Source organism: Chryseobacterium sp. G0201, from assembly GCF_003815655.1.
Taxonomy (GTDB): Bacteria; Bacteroidota; Bacteroidia; order Flavobacteriales; family Weeksellaceae; genus Chryseobacterium.
Map to the genome: position 1 here is coordinate 2,444,863 of NZ_CP033917.1, position 14,972 is coordinate 2,459,834.

Genomic DNA, 14,972 nt, shown 5'->3' on the forward strand with positions numbered 1-14,972 from the left:
AAAGTTGACATTTCTGCCAACTTTTCGTTTATTTATCAATAAAGATTATTAATTCTGCCAGCTATAAAGACTTTGAGTAAGCAATTTATTATCGCCTACTTTTCTCAAGAAAATCACACGGTCAGATTGTGGGATGTATTTTACCGAAGTAAAAATAGGTTGCCCATACTTTGCATCGGTACTTGTATATCTGTTCTGGAATTCGACAAATTTACTTTTATCTGTGAAATCACTTCCTACTTTATATGGCGTGAAACCATAACTGTCAGTGAAAAAATAGTTGATATTATCTTTTGTGAAGAATCCTATATCTCCTCTTTTTTCAGTTGATGTTGTACTTGCAGTTCCGTCTGATTTTATGGTAAACCATTTACCCGGACCGTAAGAATAAATCGGATCAGGGAAGCGATTAGCAGGTGTTGACGGCGGTAAGGTTTTATTTACATTAAATCCGTATAAAAATGCTTTTCCGTCTACCACCTGAACCAATGGAATATCAACCCCTGACATATTGGTATTTGATCTGAAATCAGAAACTTCACTCATTGTAATATTTCCGTTCTGAAGATTGATGAAAGCCATATCTCCAAAATTACTTTGGTTGATTCTCACTCCCGTAAAATATCCGAAAGACACCAAATAATCCTGATCATTAATAGAAACCGGAGTCAAAGTCTTTAGAATTAATTTATCCTTTAAAGCAATATCCTGCTCACTTTGAGCAGAAACGTAAACTAATTTAGAAGATTCTTTCCAACCAGTTGATTTTCTTAAAATTAGAATTCTTCCTGAGTTGGTTACTGCAGCGTCAGATTCAAAATATTCAGTGTCTAAAGTGATTTCTTTATCCCATTTTTTAGATAGAGTAGAAAGGTCGATCACGATATTGTCAATGGTGTTCGCAGTTTTTTTAGATACAGATCTGTCGTTTACAATGGCAACATATTTTCCGTTTTCAGAGAATCTAAGGAAAGTTGTTCCCTGCTTCATTCCGCCTTCTGTGAAAAGTTTTGCAACGCTTGTTGTTGTAAAATTTCCGTCTTTTCTGTTGAAAACATGTTGGAAAATCTCTTTTCTGTTGATCTTGGTTTCAATTTCTTCAGTGAAAATTACAAACTGATCGCTGCTAGTCTGGATAGAACCTAAATAATTATGCAAAACACCATTGGTTTTATTGGCATAATCTTTAATATAAGTATCAATCAAATTTCCGTTTTGATCCAGCTTTCTCATTAAGATCTTTTTGTGAGGATATGAGCTGTAACCGTCTTCATTAATATCACTGAAAACGTATTGGTTATAGTCGTCACAAAGAACTAATTTGATGTCTTTTTCGTATTTTGAGTTGAATTCGAAAGCGTCACCGTAAACAAATTTCTTCTGCCCGAAAGCAAGAGAACTTATTACGGCAAGCGAAATGATTAAAGTTTTTTTCATGGTCTTAGTTATAGATTTTTAGTTCAAGAGCTTTTAGTTCGTTATTTTGATCCCAAGATAATTTAAGATCAACAAGATGTTCCTGCATTTCATTTAAATATTTTTCTGCTTCGGCTTTGTTTCCTAATGCAAGATTCAAACGAATTAAGTTCATATAAAGATACGTTGCAATTTTACCGTTGTATATTGCTTTTTTATCGTTGTAATCGATTTTTAACAGTGTGCTTTTCCAGATCTCAACCCCTTTGTTTAGGTTTTCAAAAGCAGCTTTGTTTGGAGCGTAATCCGGTTTTGCCTGCATTTTTTTAAGATTGGTTGTTACATAGATGTAAGCTTTATCCAAATTGTCATAATCTCCTTTATTTTTTACATTCTCCAGTTTTACCGTTGAAATAATTTTTGAATACGCAAAATTCTCGGCTAAGATGTCATTAATTTTATTGATTACTTTTTGAAGGTAATTTTTTTCATGAACACTTAAATTAATTTCGTTTGTAGGGCTTGATGCAATTTCTTCAAAATCAGAGAATAAAGTTTTGTCGATTTTTACAACACCGTTTTGTTTTACAACCAATTTTGTAGGCTGGTTGGCAAAAGATTTTCCTGCATTATCCTGAAAGTTTGTTCTTTCCATATTTACAGACACTTCGATATAATTTCCGCCTCTTGAAAAACCGTCAATATTGATTTGTGAAGCCAGAACTTTGTTGTCAACGATCAAAGCATTTCTTAAATCAGGTTCAGTATAAACAGGCTTTTTCGGTACATTCAGTTGCGGACGGGAAGGAATTCTCAAAACCGGAGGTGTTGCATTCATTGCAATTTTTTCAACGGTTTTCAGCTTGTTATATTCCGCAGATTCAATTTTGTATTTTTCCTGAAGTTTTTTTACTTCAAGATCATATTCTTTTAATCTTTCTTCGTGCTGAAGTTTTGCATCAGCTATGCTTTGGTCATGATTATCAACCTTTTTTTGGAAATTAGCCTTAGCATCAGTCACCACATTTTCTTTTGTAATGTTGTAAGGCGAATTTACGACTACCGAAAAATTTCTGTTTTGAGCTTCTATAGCATTTGTAGGTTCTTTTAATATCTGAAAAGAAATGTTTTCTGAATCAATTCTTTGAGCCTTACCCAATACGGCTGTTAATGATAGAAAAATAGAAAAAATAAAATTTAATTTCATATTGTCAAAATTTTAGTCTGCAAATTTAATTGTTTAAATGAATTTTTTTAATTTAATTAATTAATTTTTAAAGATATACAATTAATGATTGAAAATTCACAGTTTGTGTCCGATTCAACATTCTTCTGAAATATTTAATAAATATTAGTAAAATAGGTGCTGTTTGGCAAAAGAATTGGATGTATCATTATATCAATCAATTTAAAATAATAATTATGGAAACGAATGCATACGATCAAAAACTTAACCGTTACGTTTTGAGTGATCAAATTGTATATACAGGTTTTTCAAGCTTTCAAGATGCTGAAGCCTGTGCGCAGAAAAAAGGAGGAACTTTAGTTGAAGTCGCTTTTAAAGATGGAAATGATAATCCTCAGATCACGGATGAAGCAGGACTTATCGAGAAAAAACTTCATTTTTATGTGTATGCTGGCGAAGAATATAAATTTATCCACTCTTCTGATCCCGGATTTAGAAAATATGCCGACGAATTACAAAAAATAAAGGCGAGTAACGATAAAACAAGTCCGGATGAAAGATATCTTGCCAATTTTGAACTTGAAAATACGGAAGATCCGATTATTGTGATTAAAAATGATCATTTAGAATCGGTGACTTCAAGAGAGCGTTCAAAATATTTGAAGCATGCTGATGTTTATGAATTAGGAATTACGTTGCCAAAATCTTAAAATCTAATATCATGAGCAAAACAAAATATTCAGATAAAGCTCAGGACAAAGTAGGAAAAGTAATGGACGAATTCAAGGAAGGAAAACTGAAATCTTCTTCCGGAGAAAAAGTGACGGACAGAAAACAGGCAATTGCCATCGGAATTTCTGAAGCCAAAGAACAAGGTTTAAAAGTTCCTAAAAAGGAAAAAGATTAGTTAAATAAAATCGGTTTGTAATTTTTACAAACCGATTTTTTATATACAAAGATGCTTTGGCTACGCTCAGCATGACAACGCATCTATAGAACCAATATTTACCTAAAATTATCCTTTATAATTGTAAAGAATTCTATAATATTCATCAGCCATTCTATCGCTATTGAATTGATCTTTAACATCGTTCATCGAGTTATGCTGAATTTTTCTCCATTGATTAGGATTGTCGTAATACGTAGGAAGTATCTCGTTTTCAAGGATTTCGTATAATTTATTCAGATCATAATTATCCTGTTCGTAAATACTCATATTATTATAATCCGCTTTTGGAACCACGAAAGAATTTTCTCCGTGTTTTGCAAATTCCGGGATCCATCCGTCGTCAGTTGATAAGTTTACGGAACCGTTCATTGCAGCCGTCATTCCTGATGTTCCGGATGCTTCTCTTGGAACTCTTGGGTTATTTAACCAAAGATCAGAACCTTGTTTTAAAGATTTACTTAAAGAAAGTTCATAACCTGTAAGAACCGCCATATTTTTGTGATTTTTACTTTCTTCAACCAGCGTGTTGAAAGTAGAAATTGCGGAATAATCCATCGGATAAGGCTTTCCGGCCCAGATAATCTGTACAGGATATTTTGGATTATTTAATAATTTATAAAACCTGTCTTTATCGTGTAAAAGCAATTCAGCACGCTTGTAACCTGCAAATCTTCTCGCCCAGACAATCGTAAAGATATTTGGATTAAATAGATTCCCGGTTTGGTCTGCAACGATCTTGAAAAGTCTCTTTTTTAGATGTTTTTTACGATAATCAAATACGATCTCATTGTTTTCGTCTTTAGAGTTATAAAGTGGTTTGTCTGACCAATATTTGAATTCCTGAGCGTTGGTGATCGAAGTTATCTCACAAATTCCCGGATATTTGCTCCACATTGCTCTGGAAACAACCCCGTGAAGTTGGGAAACTCCATTGGCAACTTTCGCCATTTTCAAAGCGCAAAGTGAATGGTTGAAACGGTCATCATCAAAACCTTCAATACTTTTTACTTCTTCCATGCTGAAACCCGAAAAATAAGACATGTCGTAACACAATTTCATGTTATGCTTCTCATTTCCGGCTTCTTCAGGCGTGTGAGTGGTGAAAACTAATTTCTCCTTCACTTTATTTAAATCTCCCTTATATTTTTTCAATAAATGAAAAGCTGCGGGAAGTCCGTGTGCCTCGTTAAGATGGTAAGTATCTCTTTCAAGATTCATTTCATCTAATAATTTTGCGCCGCCTTTTCCTAATAAAATATATTGTGCAAGCTTTGTAGACTCGTTGGCGTCATATAATCTGTGGGAGATTGTTTTAGAAATATGATCATTTTCAGGAACGTCTGTTGAAAGGAAAAACATCGGTGCCGTATTGAAGATTTCAGGATCTAAATACCAGACTTTAACCCAAACAGGCGCACTATGAATTTCGATCTGAAATTTTATTCCCGTGTCTTCCAGAAAGCTGTACATTTTTCTTGTCCATGTCGGCTGTAACGTCTGATCATGATTTCTTGCCTGATCATAATACCCGAATTTCCAGAGAATCCCAATCCCAATAAGATCTTGCTTTAAATTATAAGCACTTCTCATGTGAGAACCCGCCAAAAACCCCAAACCTCCTGAATATATTTTTAAGACCTGCTCAAGGGCAAATTCCATTGAAAAATAGGCAACTTTTTTAGAATATTGAGGATTAATACCAAAAGGCATTTTAAAATTTTTAAAATCCATACATCAATGTTTTTTTTGTAATCGAAAAACAAATGTATTGATTATGAAAATAAACTCTACATTAATTATATAATAAATTATTTTTAAAAGTATCTCCTGAACAGTTTTTTTGCTTATCTTTAAGTGTAAGAAATTGATAATCAAAAACTTTATTAGTGAAATCGTAGCGGATATTTATTGTTTAACATAATAAAAAAGAAGTCATGAAAAAGGTATTTTCCGATGAAGATCTGATCAAAAATCTGAGTTTATACTACCTGAATCGACATTTGAAAAAAAAGCCGATGGAGAAGTATCACCGTACGATAGATGAGTCTCCGCTTCATGACCGCGAAAAATATAAGAAGAAAGCCGAAATCTTGCTCCTTAATTCTTTCATGCATCATTTTCCTGAAGTTAAATTTGAAGATCTTACCTGCGAAAGTCCGGACTTTATCGCAAAATTCAACGACAAAAAAATCGGAATAGAATTAACCGAAGTCATCAACCATTTGGAAATGAAGAAGGTGGAAAGTAATCTGAACAAGATGTTCCGTCAGGCAGAAATATTATTAGAACAGGAAGACACTACGAAATATCGTGGTGTTTATTTTTTAGGATTTCAACCGAATATTAGATTTGAACGTCTGGAAGAACAGGAAGAAAACATTCTTAATATTTATAAAAGTATTAAAAAAGGAAAACCTTTTGGCTGTGTAAAAAGCATCAGAAAATCTTTTCACCGCAGAAATGTTTTCATTACCCACGAATATAATATGAATTTGTTTGATGAACTTTGTTCTGAGAAAATTTTAGAGTTAATAGAAAAGAAAAACGAGAAATTTCCTTATTACGATACCTCTGTGGACGAATGTTGGCTGGTGATTGTTTCTGATATGAACTCCATTGCTTCCCGATATACTTTTATTCAGGATAAAGAACATTTGAATGAAGTAAAAAGCCCTTTCCATAAGATATTTCATCTTGAAAATCTTTGCGGAAATATTACGAGTATAAAATAATCATTGTTGTTTTCTTTTTAAATGATGAATAAATTTTAATTTTTCACATTTAAATGTATTGTTTTTTTTGAATATTGTTATTATTGATTGGAAAAATGTTTATATTTGATATGCACTGTCTTACAATCATTTAAATTAATAACCATTGAAAAAAAATATATGAAAAAAACTTTACTATTTCTTCTTTTATTTATTTCACAGACATTTTTTTCACAGGCAGATTGTACATCTGCATTGTCTGTTTGTGGAAACTCGAGTATCACGTATTCTCCATCAGGAATTGGCGCTGTCAATGAAAGTTTGGGAGGATGTTTAACGACAGGTGAGCATAATTCGATATGGTACAAACTCACGATTGCTACAGGCGGAACGCTTACTTTTGATCTGGTTCCAAATGATCCTGATGCAGATTATGACTGGGCGATCTATGGGCCGAATGTTACCTGTGGAAGTTTAGGATCTCCGATACGTTGTAATGCAGCAACCGTAATCGGTGTCGGACCATCTACGGGATTAAACATGACCAGTACGATTACCAATGCTGCAGGAGGTTCGTTAACGCCTTACTGCAAATATTTGGATGTTTTGCCGGGACAAACCTATTATTTATATATAGATAACTGGGTTGATGGGATTAATCCTACAATGGCTCCGTTTTCTTTAACTTGGGGAGGAACGGCAACTTTAGCATCCCCATTTACAAATCCTGCGATACAGCCTCATCCGTTTGTAGCTCCGGGAATGCCTGCTGCAAATCCAGCAGATCCTAGAGAAGTTATTGTATGTAATAATCCTGCGGTTTTTGATTTTACGACTTTATCAGCAGGAATTCTTAATAATAACCCGAATTTCCTGATCAGTTATCATACTTCACAAAATAATGCACTTTCAGGGGCGAATCCTATTTTAACGCCAATTACGGTTAATACAACAACTACTTATTATTACAGCATTCATTATCTGGATCCTACAAATCCTACAAACCCTATTAATTCCTGTCGACAGATTGGTGCATTCAAATTTAAGATGGGAAATATTACAGGAACGAATGTTAATTTATTTACCTGTAATAATAACAATGCCGGATTAGGAACATTTAATCTTACAACAGCCGCCGTTTTTGGAGATCCCACTGCGACTAAGAAATATTATCCTACAATGACTGACCTTAATGCAGGAACTAATGAAATCCTGAATTTTACGGCTTATGTTGCGGCAGAAGGTACAGTGTATGTAAAAATAACTTCTCAGTTCGGATGTATCGGAACTGCGGTGATCACATTAAAGTTTTTCCCAGTTGTTGTAGTAAATGATGCAACGCTGAGATCTTGTTTTATCGAAACAAATCCTTCTACAGGATTATTTAATCTTACCAATGCTTCGGTTACAACACAAGGAGGAATTACAAAAAAATATTATCCATCTTTAACTGATGCATTGAACGGAACAAATGAAATTCCTGCTACATTAGCCGCTGCATATATTGCTCCGAGTGGCGTTGTTTATATAAAAGTAACGAACGGAAACGGTTGTTTTGCCATTGCTAAAGTTACTTTAATAGTGATAGCCCCGGTTTTCTCTACAGTTTTAAAAGATAAAACAATATGTATGGAAGACAAAACAACATTGGATGCCGGTACTGGCTTCAGTTCTTATCAATGGAGTACGGGCGCTACAACGCAAACTATTACTAATGTTGGTGTTGGAACGTATTGGGTTAAGCTAAAAACAGGTGACTGTATCACAACTCAAACGGTGAAAGTCTATTCTTCTGAGCAGCCTGTGATTTCCAGTATTGATATTTCAACAAATACGGTTACAATATATGTGATGGGTGGAACTGCCCCATACAAATATTCAATGGACAATATCACTTGGCAGGATTCTAACATTTTTACCAATGTTCCGAGAGGTGATAATCTGGTTTATGTAAAAGATGCTTATGATTGCGAACCGATTAATATTACGATTGTTGTTCCAAATCTTATCAATGTTATCACACCAAACGGCGATGGTATAAATGATGTGATTGATTATTCTGCATTGGCTTCAAAACAAAATATGGTCTTCAATATTTTCGATAGATATGGATCTAAAATTTTCCAGGCGGATAAATTTAACGGCTATAAATGGAACGGAACCACGAATGGAGGAATGAAAGTTCCTACTGGAAATTACTGGTATTCCGTATCATGGAATGAGAAAGATAAAAAGAATACCCTATTCAAATATACCGGATGGGTAATGGTTAAAAACCGAGAATAATTAAATTATCAATACATAATAAAACCATCTTTAGCGAGATGGTTTTTTAATTAAATACTTTTGTATCTTTAAAGTAATCAGAAAGATATAATATTTTACCGCAGTCTGAAAACTGAATAATTGTACATATTTCATTTTCGTAAGTGCCTTTTCCGGACATATTTCCTAAAGAATTGGTTTGGTAGAAATATTTTCCGTTTCCTAAAGGAAAAATTTCAGAAACCCGCCATTCGATGTTTTCATAGCGCCTGAAAATAGCCCTGAACAAAGCCAAAATTCTGTTTTTACCAGAAATTTCTTTGGAAGGAGGAATCCAGATGATACTTTCATCGGTAAACCATTTTTCAAGATGTTCTGTTTTTAAAGAATTTAAATCCTTCATAAAATGACTGATTTTACAATTCATAATTTTCATTTATGTAATATACGCGAAAATTATTAACTTGGTTTTTTATTTTAAATGATATGAAAGAGCTATTCATCAAACGTTTCGAATATTACAAATCTCTTGGCGATAAAACATTTGAGCAACTTTCTGAGGAGCAGATTTTTTGGCAGTTTAATGAAGAAAGTAACTCAATAGCTATTATTGTGAAGCATCTTGCAGGAAATATGCTTTCAAGATGGACGAATTTTTTAACGGAAGACGGCGAAAAAAGCTGGCGAAACCGCGACGAGGAATTTGTAAATAATTTTAAAACTAAAAAAGAGATTGTAGATTTTTGGGAAGAGGGTTGGAAGTGTTTTTTTGATGCTTTAAACCAAATTAATGATGAAAATTTATATTCTACACTTTATATAAGAGGCGAACCTCAGTTGGTTGTAGATGCGGTTTTCCGTCAATTGGCACATTATCCTTATCATATTGGGCAAATAGTTTACATTGCCAAAATGATGAAAAATGACGATTGGAAAACACTTTCCATTGCTAGAAATAAATCCCAAGAATTTAATTCTGAAATGAAAAATAAATTCTCTGAAACAGATTTTAATTCAAATTCTTCGCCTGTTTGCTTTCGAAATAGTAGTGAAGTGAGAGATGAATATAAACAATAGACTGAATCGATTTCGGGTTTTTATTAAAATTACTATCTTTGCATCCACTAAAATTAGGAGTACTCAATGTCCCATTTTCATAGAACTGCCGCTTTTCATACACTCGGCTGCAAATTAAACTTTGCGGAAACATCTACTATTGCCCGTCAATTAACAGATGCCGGTTATGATAAGGTAAGCTTTGATGATAGAGCGGATATTTATGTAATCAATACTTGTTCAGTAACTGAGAACGCAGACCGTGAATGCAAACTTCACGTAAAAAGAGCAATGAAAGCCAATCCAGAAGGGCTGGTAGTAATTGTTGGATGTTATGCGCAGTTGAAACCCGAAGAAATTTCACAGATTACCGGCGTTGATTTGGTTCTTGGAGCCAAAGAAAAATTCAATATTCTGAGTTATCTTGACGATTTAGAGAAATCTGAAAGCGAAGGTGTTGTTCATTCTTGTGAAATTGAAGAAACTGATTTTTTTATCGGAAGTTATTCTATCGGAGACAGAACCAGAGCTTTTTTGAAAGTTCAGGATGGTTGCGATTATAAATGTACGTATTGTACGATTCCTTTAGCGAGAGGGATTTCCCGTTCAGACACCATCGAAAATGTTCTGAAAAATGCTAAAGAAATTGCTTCGAGAGACATCAAAGAAATCGTTCTTACAGGGGTAAACATTGGTGACTACGGTAAAGGTGAATTTGGAAACAAAAGGCATGAACATACTTTCTTAGACTTAATTTCAGAGCTTGATCAGGTTGAAGGGATCGAAAGAATCCGTATTTCTTCGATTGAACCGAATCTTTTGAAAGATGAAAGTATCGAATTGGTTTCTAAAAGTAAAAGTTTTGTTCCGCATTTCCATATTCCGTTACAATCGGGATGCGATGATTTGCTGAAAAAAATGAAACGCCGTTATTTAACGAAACTATACAACGACAGAGTCAATAAGATCCGTGAGGTAATGCCTGATGCGGCTATCGGTGTTGATGTCATCGTTGGTTTTCCGGGAGAAACAGAAGAAAAATTCATGGAAACGTATAACTTCCTGAATAATCTTCCCATCACATATTTACATGTTTTTACTTATTCTGAAAGAGAAAATACGGAAGCTGTAGGTATGGAAGGTGTTGTTCCAATCCCTGAAAGAAAAAAACGTAATAAAATGCTTAGAATCCTTTCTGAAAAGAAAAAGATGGCATTTTATCAAACACAATTGGGTAAGACGCTTCCTGTTCTTTGGGAGCACGAAAATAAAGACGGCAAAATGTTAGGCTTCACAGAAAATTATGTGCGAGTGCAAAAAGATTTTGATCAAGCGTCTGTAAACCAGATCGAATTTCTGAATTTAGAAAAAATCCTGTCAGATGGCACGGTTTCTGTGCAATCTTCTTACGAAAGTTTTTTAGCAAAAGCATAGGCTCTTTGCAAAATTTCTACTAAATTTATTTTAACTTTAAATATTACATTCATGAGAGATAAGTTTTTATCTTGGGGAATCGTATTGGTAATTGCTACATGGATAGTAGCATTGCTGATCAGAGCGCATTATTGGATACCGATTCTGTTATCCTCTTTCTATGCATTGGGCGTTTATAACGCTTATCAGTCTAAACACGCTATTTTAAGAAACTTTCCTGTTGTCGGGTACTTCCGATACTTTTTCGAGAGTATTTCGCCTGAAATGCAGCAATATTTCATCGAAAGAGAGACTGATGGGAAGCCTTTTCCAAGAAACCAGCGTTCTGCTGTGTACAGACGTGCCAAAAATCTGAGTGATACTGTTCCTTTCGGGACTCAGTTAGAAGTTAATCATAGAAAATATGAAGGAATTAAACATTCCATTTATGCTAAATCTCCCGTAGAAGAACTTCCGAGAGTTTGGGTAGGAGGGGAGCAGTGCTCGCAGCCTTACCATGCTTCGTTATTTAATATTTCGGCAATGAGTTTCGGGGCATTGAGTGACAGAGCTCAAATCTCTTTAAATAGAGGTGCTAAAAAAGGAAATTTTTACCATAATACAGGTGAAGGAGGGATTTCTCCGCATCATTTAGAAGGTGGTGATCTTTGCTGGCAAATTGGGACAGGATATTTTGGATGTAGAGATGATGAAGGAAAATTTAACCCTGAATTATTTACAAAATATTCCAATCTTCCGAATGTAAAGATGATTGAAATTAAATTATCTCAAGGTGCAAAACCTGGTCACGGTGGAGTTTTACCGGGAGTGAAAAATACCCCTGAAATTGCAAAGATCCGTCACGTCACACCGGGGATGACGATTATTTCTCCGCCTTCACATTCAGCTTTTTCTAATGCTGCAGGTTTGTTGAGGTTTGTACAGCAATTGAGAGAGCTTTCGGGAGGAAAACCGGTTGGTTTTAAATTGTGTATCGGTGATACCAAAGAATTCGAAGATATCTGCGTTCAAATGAATGTTTTAAAAATTTACCCTGATTTTATCACTATTGACGGAGCAGAAGGAGGAACAGGAGCTGCACCACCGGAGTTTTCTGATGGAGTTGGAATGCCTTTAGAACCTGCTTTGATCTTTGTTAACAGAACCTTGAACAGTTATAATGTAAGAGATAAATTAAGAGTAATTGCCAGCGGAAAAGTCTTAACAAGTTTGGATATTCTGAGAGCTGTTGCAATGGGGGCAGATATGTGTAATAATGCGAGAGGATTTATGTTTTCTTTAGGTTGTATTCAGGCATTGAGATGTAATAATAACAAATGTCCGACAGGAGTTGCAACACAGGATAAAATGCTGATCAAAGGTCTTGATGTTACTGATAAAGCAGAAAGAGTATATCATTTTCATAAAAATACACTGCACACTTGTAATGAATTAATTGCAGCAGCAGGAAGAACTTCATATGAAGAAGTTGATGCCACGATGTTTATGAGAGGTGATGAGTTTGATCATCTGGCTGACCTTTATTTCCCTGATATTCTAGGAAATGTAAAGCAGAAAGCAAGATTTTAAATTCTTGACATATGTATAAAATAAAAACCACTTCGATGAGAAGTGGTTTTTTTATGTTGTCATTTATAAAATTATAATTGATCTGCAGGCCTTGCTTCAGTTTTATAAACTTGGAAGTTAAATACAAACGTTCTGTTTCTGAAAGAGTAACCGCTGTAATTGTAGTGAGCATCTCTTGCAAAGGCAGCTCTTGAAGGAACAATAATTACACCTTGTAGGTTGTAAGCAGATCCATCTGGCTGGTCGAAAGCTTTAAATTTTTGTAAAGCTTCACTAAAACCTTCAATCATATAATAACTTTGTTGTTTTGCAGCATCAGTTGTTGCTTGTGTTATTAAAGTATTTTTAGTACTAATAAAATAAAATTTTGGATCTATTACAGGAGAACCTGATCCGTCAATCGTATTATACCCTGTCATATCAGTAGGTGAAATAAACGCTACGTCTCCACTTGTGTTGGCTCCAATATAAGTTTTTGCCCTCATCATGATTCTTGTAATGTCTGTAGCACCAATTGTTTTACCCGGTGCTGTTGCAGGTGCATCTTCAGGTTGAGCATTGGCTCTTTTGATATAAACCACTCCTGAAGGAAGCGTTACTGGCGCCAACTGAGATAGTTTTTTGTAGTTATCATCAACTGTATCTGTTGCGCTGAAAGGTTTTATATTTCCTTGAGTATCCAAATAGTTGGCATCTAAAAACTTTTGGATAGACTGGTCGTCATAGGTGTTTTGTACTGCGATGTCTTCTGGTTCTACATAAGTTTCAACATCATCATCCTTTTTACAAGCAGAAAAGCACAGTGATCCCGCAAGGATATATAAAAATATTTTTTTCATTTCAAAAACTTTAATTACTTTACAAATAATATAACGACAAAAGTATAAAAAATTATGAGAATAGATAAATTTTTATGGAGCATTCGTTTTTATAAGACCAGAACCATTGCTACTGAGGAGATTAAGAAAAATAGAGTTTCCATTGGCGAATCGGTTGTAAAGTCTTCTAAAGAAGTGAAGGAAGGAGATGTTATTAAGATCCGTAAAAATCAGATTGATTACAAAATTAAGGTCATCCAGATCCCTAAAAGCAGAATGGGCGCAAAATTGGTTCCGCTTCATATCAAGGATATGACGGACAAAGAGCAGTATGAGATACTCAAAATGCGTAAAATGACCCAGGATTATTACAGAAACAGGGGAGAAGGAAGACCTACCAAAAAAGACAGACGAGACATGGATGATTATACCGGAAATGATATTTCCGGAGATTTCACAGACTGGGATGACTTTTTTGGCGAAACTGGTGATTCCAATGATTCAAACGACGATGAAAAAAATGAAAAAGACTTATAAATACAGTTTTTCAATGATTTCATTAACGATATCTTCCGGTTCTCGCGAATCTGTAATGATATTAAACTGTGCTTTGCTGTAGAATTCGTTTCTTTCGAATAAATGCTTAGCAATAAATTCAGGAAGGTTTTCATCCGAAATGTTGGCTATTATCGGCCTTTTCTCTTTTTGTTTTGAAATCCTTTCTGATAAAGTTTGAATAGAAGCTCTTAAAAACACACTCTTAGAGTTAAGATTAACAATTTCCATATTATTGTAATAAACAGGAGTTCCTCCACCCAGGCTTAAAACAAGATTTTCTTCCGTAGCCAGGAGTTCTTCCAAAGTTTCTCTTTCCAGCTTTCTAAAGTAGATTTCGCCCTTTTTTTCGAATATTTCAGGAATGGTTAATTTATTTCGCCTAGAAATCTCTTTATCTAGGTCAATTAATTTAAAATTTATTTTCTCGCTTAATATTTTGGAAATGTGAGATTTGCCACTCCCCATGTATCCTACCAGTGAAATTATCATGAATTTATTTTAAACAAATTTGCGAAAAAGTTTTGAGAAATAAAAAAAAGCTATATCTTTGCACCACTCAAAACAAGGGACGTTACTTACTACGAAACTTGATAATAAAGTGACCGACTCGGTAGCTCAGCTGGTAGAGCAATACACTTTTAATGTATGGGTCCTGGGTTCGAATCCCAGCCGGGTCACAAGCGAAAAAATGATTACTAGATTTTTGTAATTCTTTTTAGCCTGCGTGGTGAAATTGGTAGACACGCCATCTTGAGGGGGTGGTTTCCTAAGGATGTGCTGGTTCGAATCCAGTCGCAGGCACTGCAAAGAAAATTGAAATTTTATTTTAAGATGTGAAAATTTTTTTATACTTTTGCAATCTTAAAATTTAGTGACCGACTCGGTAGCTCAGCTGGTAGAGCAATACACTTTTAATGTATGGGTCCTGGGTTCGAATCCCAGCCGGGTCACAAGTTTACTGAAAAGTAAATTTTTTTCATATTAATATTTTGTGATTTGGTGTTCAAAGG

General features: G+C 34.5%; 14 protein-coding genes and 3 tRNA genes. 11 read left to right on the plus strand and 6 right to left on the minus strand.

Going from position 1 to position 14,972, the window contains the following annotated elements; translation table 11 throughout:
• Positions 1 to 48 precede the first annotated feature (48 nt).
• Together EG348_RS11020 and EG348_RS11025 are read right to left on the minus strand one after the other, a co-directional pair.
• Positions 49 to 1,437 (minus strand): hypothetical protein, encoded by a 1,389-nt coding sequence (locus tag EG348_RS11020; protein WP_123983170.1) that lies wholly within the window; start codon positions 1,435 to 1,437, stop codon positions 49 to 51.
• A gap of 4 nt (positions 1,438 to 1,441) precedes the next feature.
• Complete coding sequence (locus EG348_RS11025) at positions 1,442 to 2,623, minus strand: hypothetical protein (protein ID WP_123983171.1); 1,182 nt, start codon at positions 2,621 to 2,623, stop codon at positions 1,442 to 1,444.
• A gap of 215 nt (positions 2,624 to 2,838) precedes the next feature.
• Here EG348_RS11025 and EG348_RS11030 point away from each other — a divergent pair, with 215 nt between their 5' ends.
• The gene (locus EG348_RS11030; protein WP_123983172.1) at positions 2,839 to 3,312 is read left to right on the plus strand and encodes a hypothetical protein; all 474 of its coding nucleotides are present in this window, start codon (positions 2,839 to 2,841) and stop codon (positions 3,310 to 3,312) included.
• A gap of 11 nt (positions 3,313 to 3,323) precedes the next feature.
• Positions 3,324 to 3,509, plus strand: a complete 186-nt coding sequence (locus tag EG348_RS11035; RefSeq protein WP_123983173.1) for a DUF6496 domain-containing protein — start codon at positions 3,324 to 3,326, stop codon at positions 3,507 to 3,509.
• A gap of 108 nt (positions 3,510 to 3,617) precedes the next feature.
• Here EG348_RS11035 and glgP read toward each other — a convergent pair whose 3' ends face one another.
• The gene (glgP, locus tag EG348_RS11040) at positions 3,618 to 5,282 is read right to left on the minus strand and encodes an alpha-glucan family phosphorylase (protein WP_123983174.1); all 1,665 of its coding nucleotides are present in this window, start codon (positions 5,280 to 5,282) and stop codon (positions 3,618 to 3,620) included.
• Between the two features lie 203 nt (positions 5,283 to 5,485).
• Here glgP and EG348_RS11045 point away from each other — a divergent pair, with 203 nt between their 5' ends.
• Entirely contained in the window at positions 5,486 to 6,283 is a 798-nt protein-coding gene (locus tag EG348_RS11045) for a hypothetical protein (protein ID WP_123983175.1), read from the plus strand.
• Between the two features lie 159 nt (positions 6,284 to 6,442).
• Entirely contained in the window at positions 6,443 to 8,548 is a 2,106-nt protein-coding gene (locus EG348_RS11050) for a T9SS type B sorting domain-containing protein (RefSeq protein ID WP_123983176.1), read from the plus strand.
• A 46-nt stretch (positions 8,549 to 8,594) separates the two neighbouring features.
• Here EG348_RS11050 and EG348_RS11055 read toward each other — a convergent pair whose 3' ends face one another.
• A complete protein-coding gene (locus tag EG348_RS11055) occupies positions 8,595 to 8,954 on the minus strand; it encodes a nuclear transport factor 2 family protein (RefSeq protein ID WP_164463283.1) in 360 nt (119 codons plus the stop codon).
• 59 nt (positions 8,955 to 9,013) lie between these two features.
• On the opposite strand from EG348_RS11055, the gene EG348_RS11060 reads away from it, so the two are divergent.
• The 3 genes from EG348_RS11060 (at position 9,014) to EG348_RS11070 (ending at position 12,586) form a co-directional block, all read left to right on the plus strand.
• On the plus strand, positions 9,014 to 9,604 hold the full coding sequence (locus EG348_RS11060; RefSeq protein WP_072411485.1) for a DUF1572 family protein: 591 nt from the start codon (positions 9,014 to 9,016) through the stop codon (positions 9,602 to 9,604).
• A gap of 66 nt (positions 9,605 to 9,670) precedes the next feature.
• Entirely contained in the window at positions 9,671 to 11,017 is a 1,347-nt protein-coding gene (gene mtaB, locus EG348_RS11065) for a tRNA (N(6)-L-threonylcarbamoyladenosine(37)-C(2))-methylthiotransferase MtaB (protein WP_123983178.1), read from the plus strand.
• A 51-nt stretch (positions 11,018 to 11,068) separates the two neighbouring features.
• On the plus strand, positions 11,069 to 12,586 hold the full coding sequence (locus tag EG348_RS11070; RefSeq protein WP_123983179.1) for an FMN-binding glutamate synthase family protein: 1,518 nt from the start codon (positions 11,069 to 11,071) through the stop codon (positions 12,584 to 12,586).
• 71 nt (positions 12,587 to 12,657) lie between these two features.
• Here EG348_RS11070 and EG348_RS11075 read toward each other — a convergent pair whose 3' ends face one another.
• Positions 12,658 to 13,425 (minus strand): hypothetical protein, encoded by a 768-nt coding sequence (locus EG348_RS11075; RefSeq protein WP_123983180.1) that lies wholly within the window; start codon positions 13,423 to 13,425, stop codon positions 12,658 to 12,660.
• A 54-nt stretch (positions 13,426 to 13,479) separates the two neighbouring features.
• Between EG348_RS11075 and EG348_RS11080 the strand changes: the two genes are divergently transcribed.
• Positions 13,480 to 13,941, plus strand: a complete 462-nt coding sequence (locus tag EG348_RS11080; protein ID WP_123983181.1) for an RNA-binding S4 domain-containing protein — start codon at positions 13,480 to 13,482, stop codon at positions 13,939 to 13,941.
• On the opposite strand, the gene EG348_RS11085 is transcribed toward EG348_RS11080, so the two are convergent.
• Entirely contained in the window at positions 13,936 to 14,451 is a 516-nt protein-coding gene (locus EG348_RS11085; RefSeq protein WP_123983182.1) for a shikimate kinase, read from the minus strand. The two genes, EG348_RS11080 and EG348_RS11085, sit on opposite strands and share 6 nt — an antisense overlap.
• 115 nt (positions 14,452 to 14,566) lie before the next feature.
• Between EG348_RS11085 and EG348_RS11090 the strand changes: the two genes are divergently transcribed.
• From EG348_RS11090 to EG348_RS11100, 3 genes are all read left to right on the plus strand, one after another.
• A tRNA-Lys gene (locus tag EG348_RS11090) sits at positions 14,567 to 14,639 on the plus strand.
• Positions 14,640 to 14,680: 41 nt separating this feature from the next.
• A tRNA-Leu gene (locus tag EG348_RS11095) sits at positions 14,681 to 14,763 on the plus strand.
• A 76-nt stretch (positions 14,764 to 14,839) separates the two neighbouring features.
• Positions 14,840 to 14,912 (plus strand) — tRNA-Lys (locus EG348_RS11100).
• The last annotated feature ends 60 nt before the right edge of the window (positions 14,913 to 14,972 follow it).

Excerpts from the sequence above, each read along its gene's own strand:
- EG348_RS11045 (WP_123983175.1), top strand. The coding sequence starts at position 5,486 with ATGAAAAAGGTATTTTCCGATGAAGATCTGATCAAAAATCTGAGTTTA.
- EG348_RS11020 (WP_123983170.1), bottom strand. The coding sequence starts at position 1,437 with ATGAAAAAAACTTTAATCATTTCGCTTGCCGTAATAAGTTCTCTTGCT.
- EG348_RS11075 (WP_123983180.1), bottom strand. The coding sequence starts at position 13,425 with ATGAAAAAAATATTTTTATATATCCTTGCGGGATCACTGTGCTTTTCT.
- EG348_RS11050 (WP_123983176.1), top strand. The coding sequence starts at position 6,443 with ATGAAAAAAACTTTACTATTTCTTCTTTTATTTATTTCACAGACATTT.
- EG348_RS11035 (WP_123983173.1), top strand. The coding sequence starts at position 3,324 with ATGAGCAAAACAAAATATTCAGATAAAGCTCAGGACAAAGTAGGAAAA.
- EG348_RS11060 (WP_072411485.1), top strand. The coding sequence starts at position 9,014 with ATGAAAGAGCTATTCATCAAACGTTTCGAATATTACAAATCTCTTGGC.
- EG348_RS11080 (WP_123983181.1), top strand. The coding sequence starts at position 13,480 with ATGAGAATAGATAAATTTTTATGGAGCATTCGTTTTTATAAGACCAGA.
- mtaB (WP_123983178.1), top strand. The coding sequence starts at position 9,671 with ATGTCCCATTTTCATAGAACTGCCGCTTTTCATACACTCGGCTGCAAA.
- EG348_RS11085 (WP_123983182.1), bottom strand. The coding sequence starts at position 14,451 with ATGATAATTTCACTGGTAGGATACATGGGGAGTGGCAAATCTCACATT.
- EG348_RS11070 (WP_123983179.1), top strand. The coding sequence starts at position 11,069 with ATGAGAGATAAGTTTTTATCTTGGGGAATCGTATTGGTAATTGCTACA.
- EG348_RS11055 (WP_164463283.1), bottom strand. The coding sequence starts at position 8,954 with ATGAATTGTAAAATCAGTCATTTTATGAAGGATTTAAATTCTTTAAAA.
- glgP (WP_123983174.1), bottom strand. The coding sequence starts at position 5,282 with ATGGATTTTAAAAATTTTAAAATGCCTTTTGGTATTAATCCTCAATAT.
- EG348_RS11025 (WP_123983171.1), bottom strand. The coding sequence starts at position 2,623 with ATGAAATTAAATTTTATTTTTTCTATTTTTCTATCATTAACAGCCGTA.
- EG348_RS11030 (WP_123983172.1), top strand. The coding sequence starts at position 2,839 with ATGGAAACGAATGCATACGATCAAAAACTTAACCGTTACGTTTTGAGT.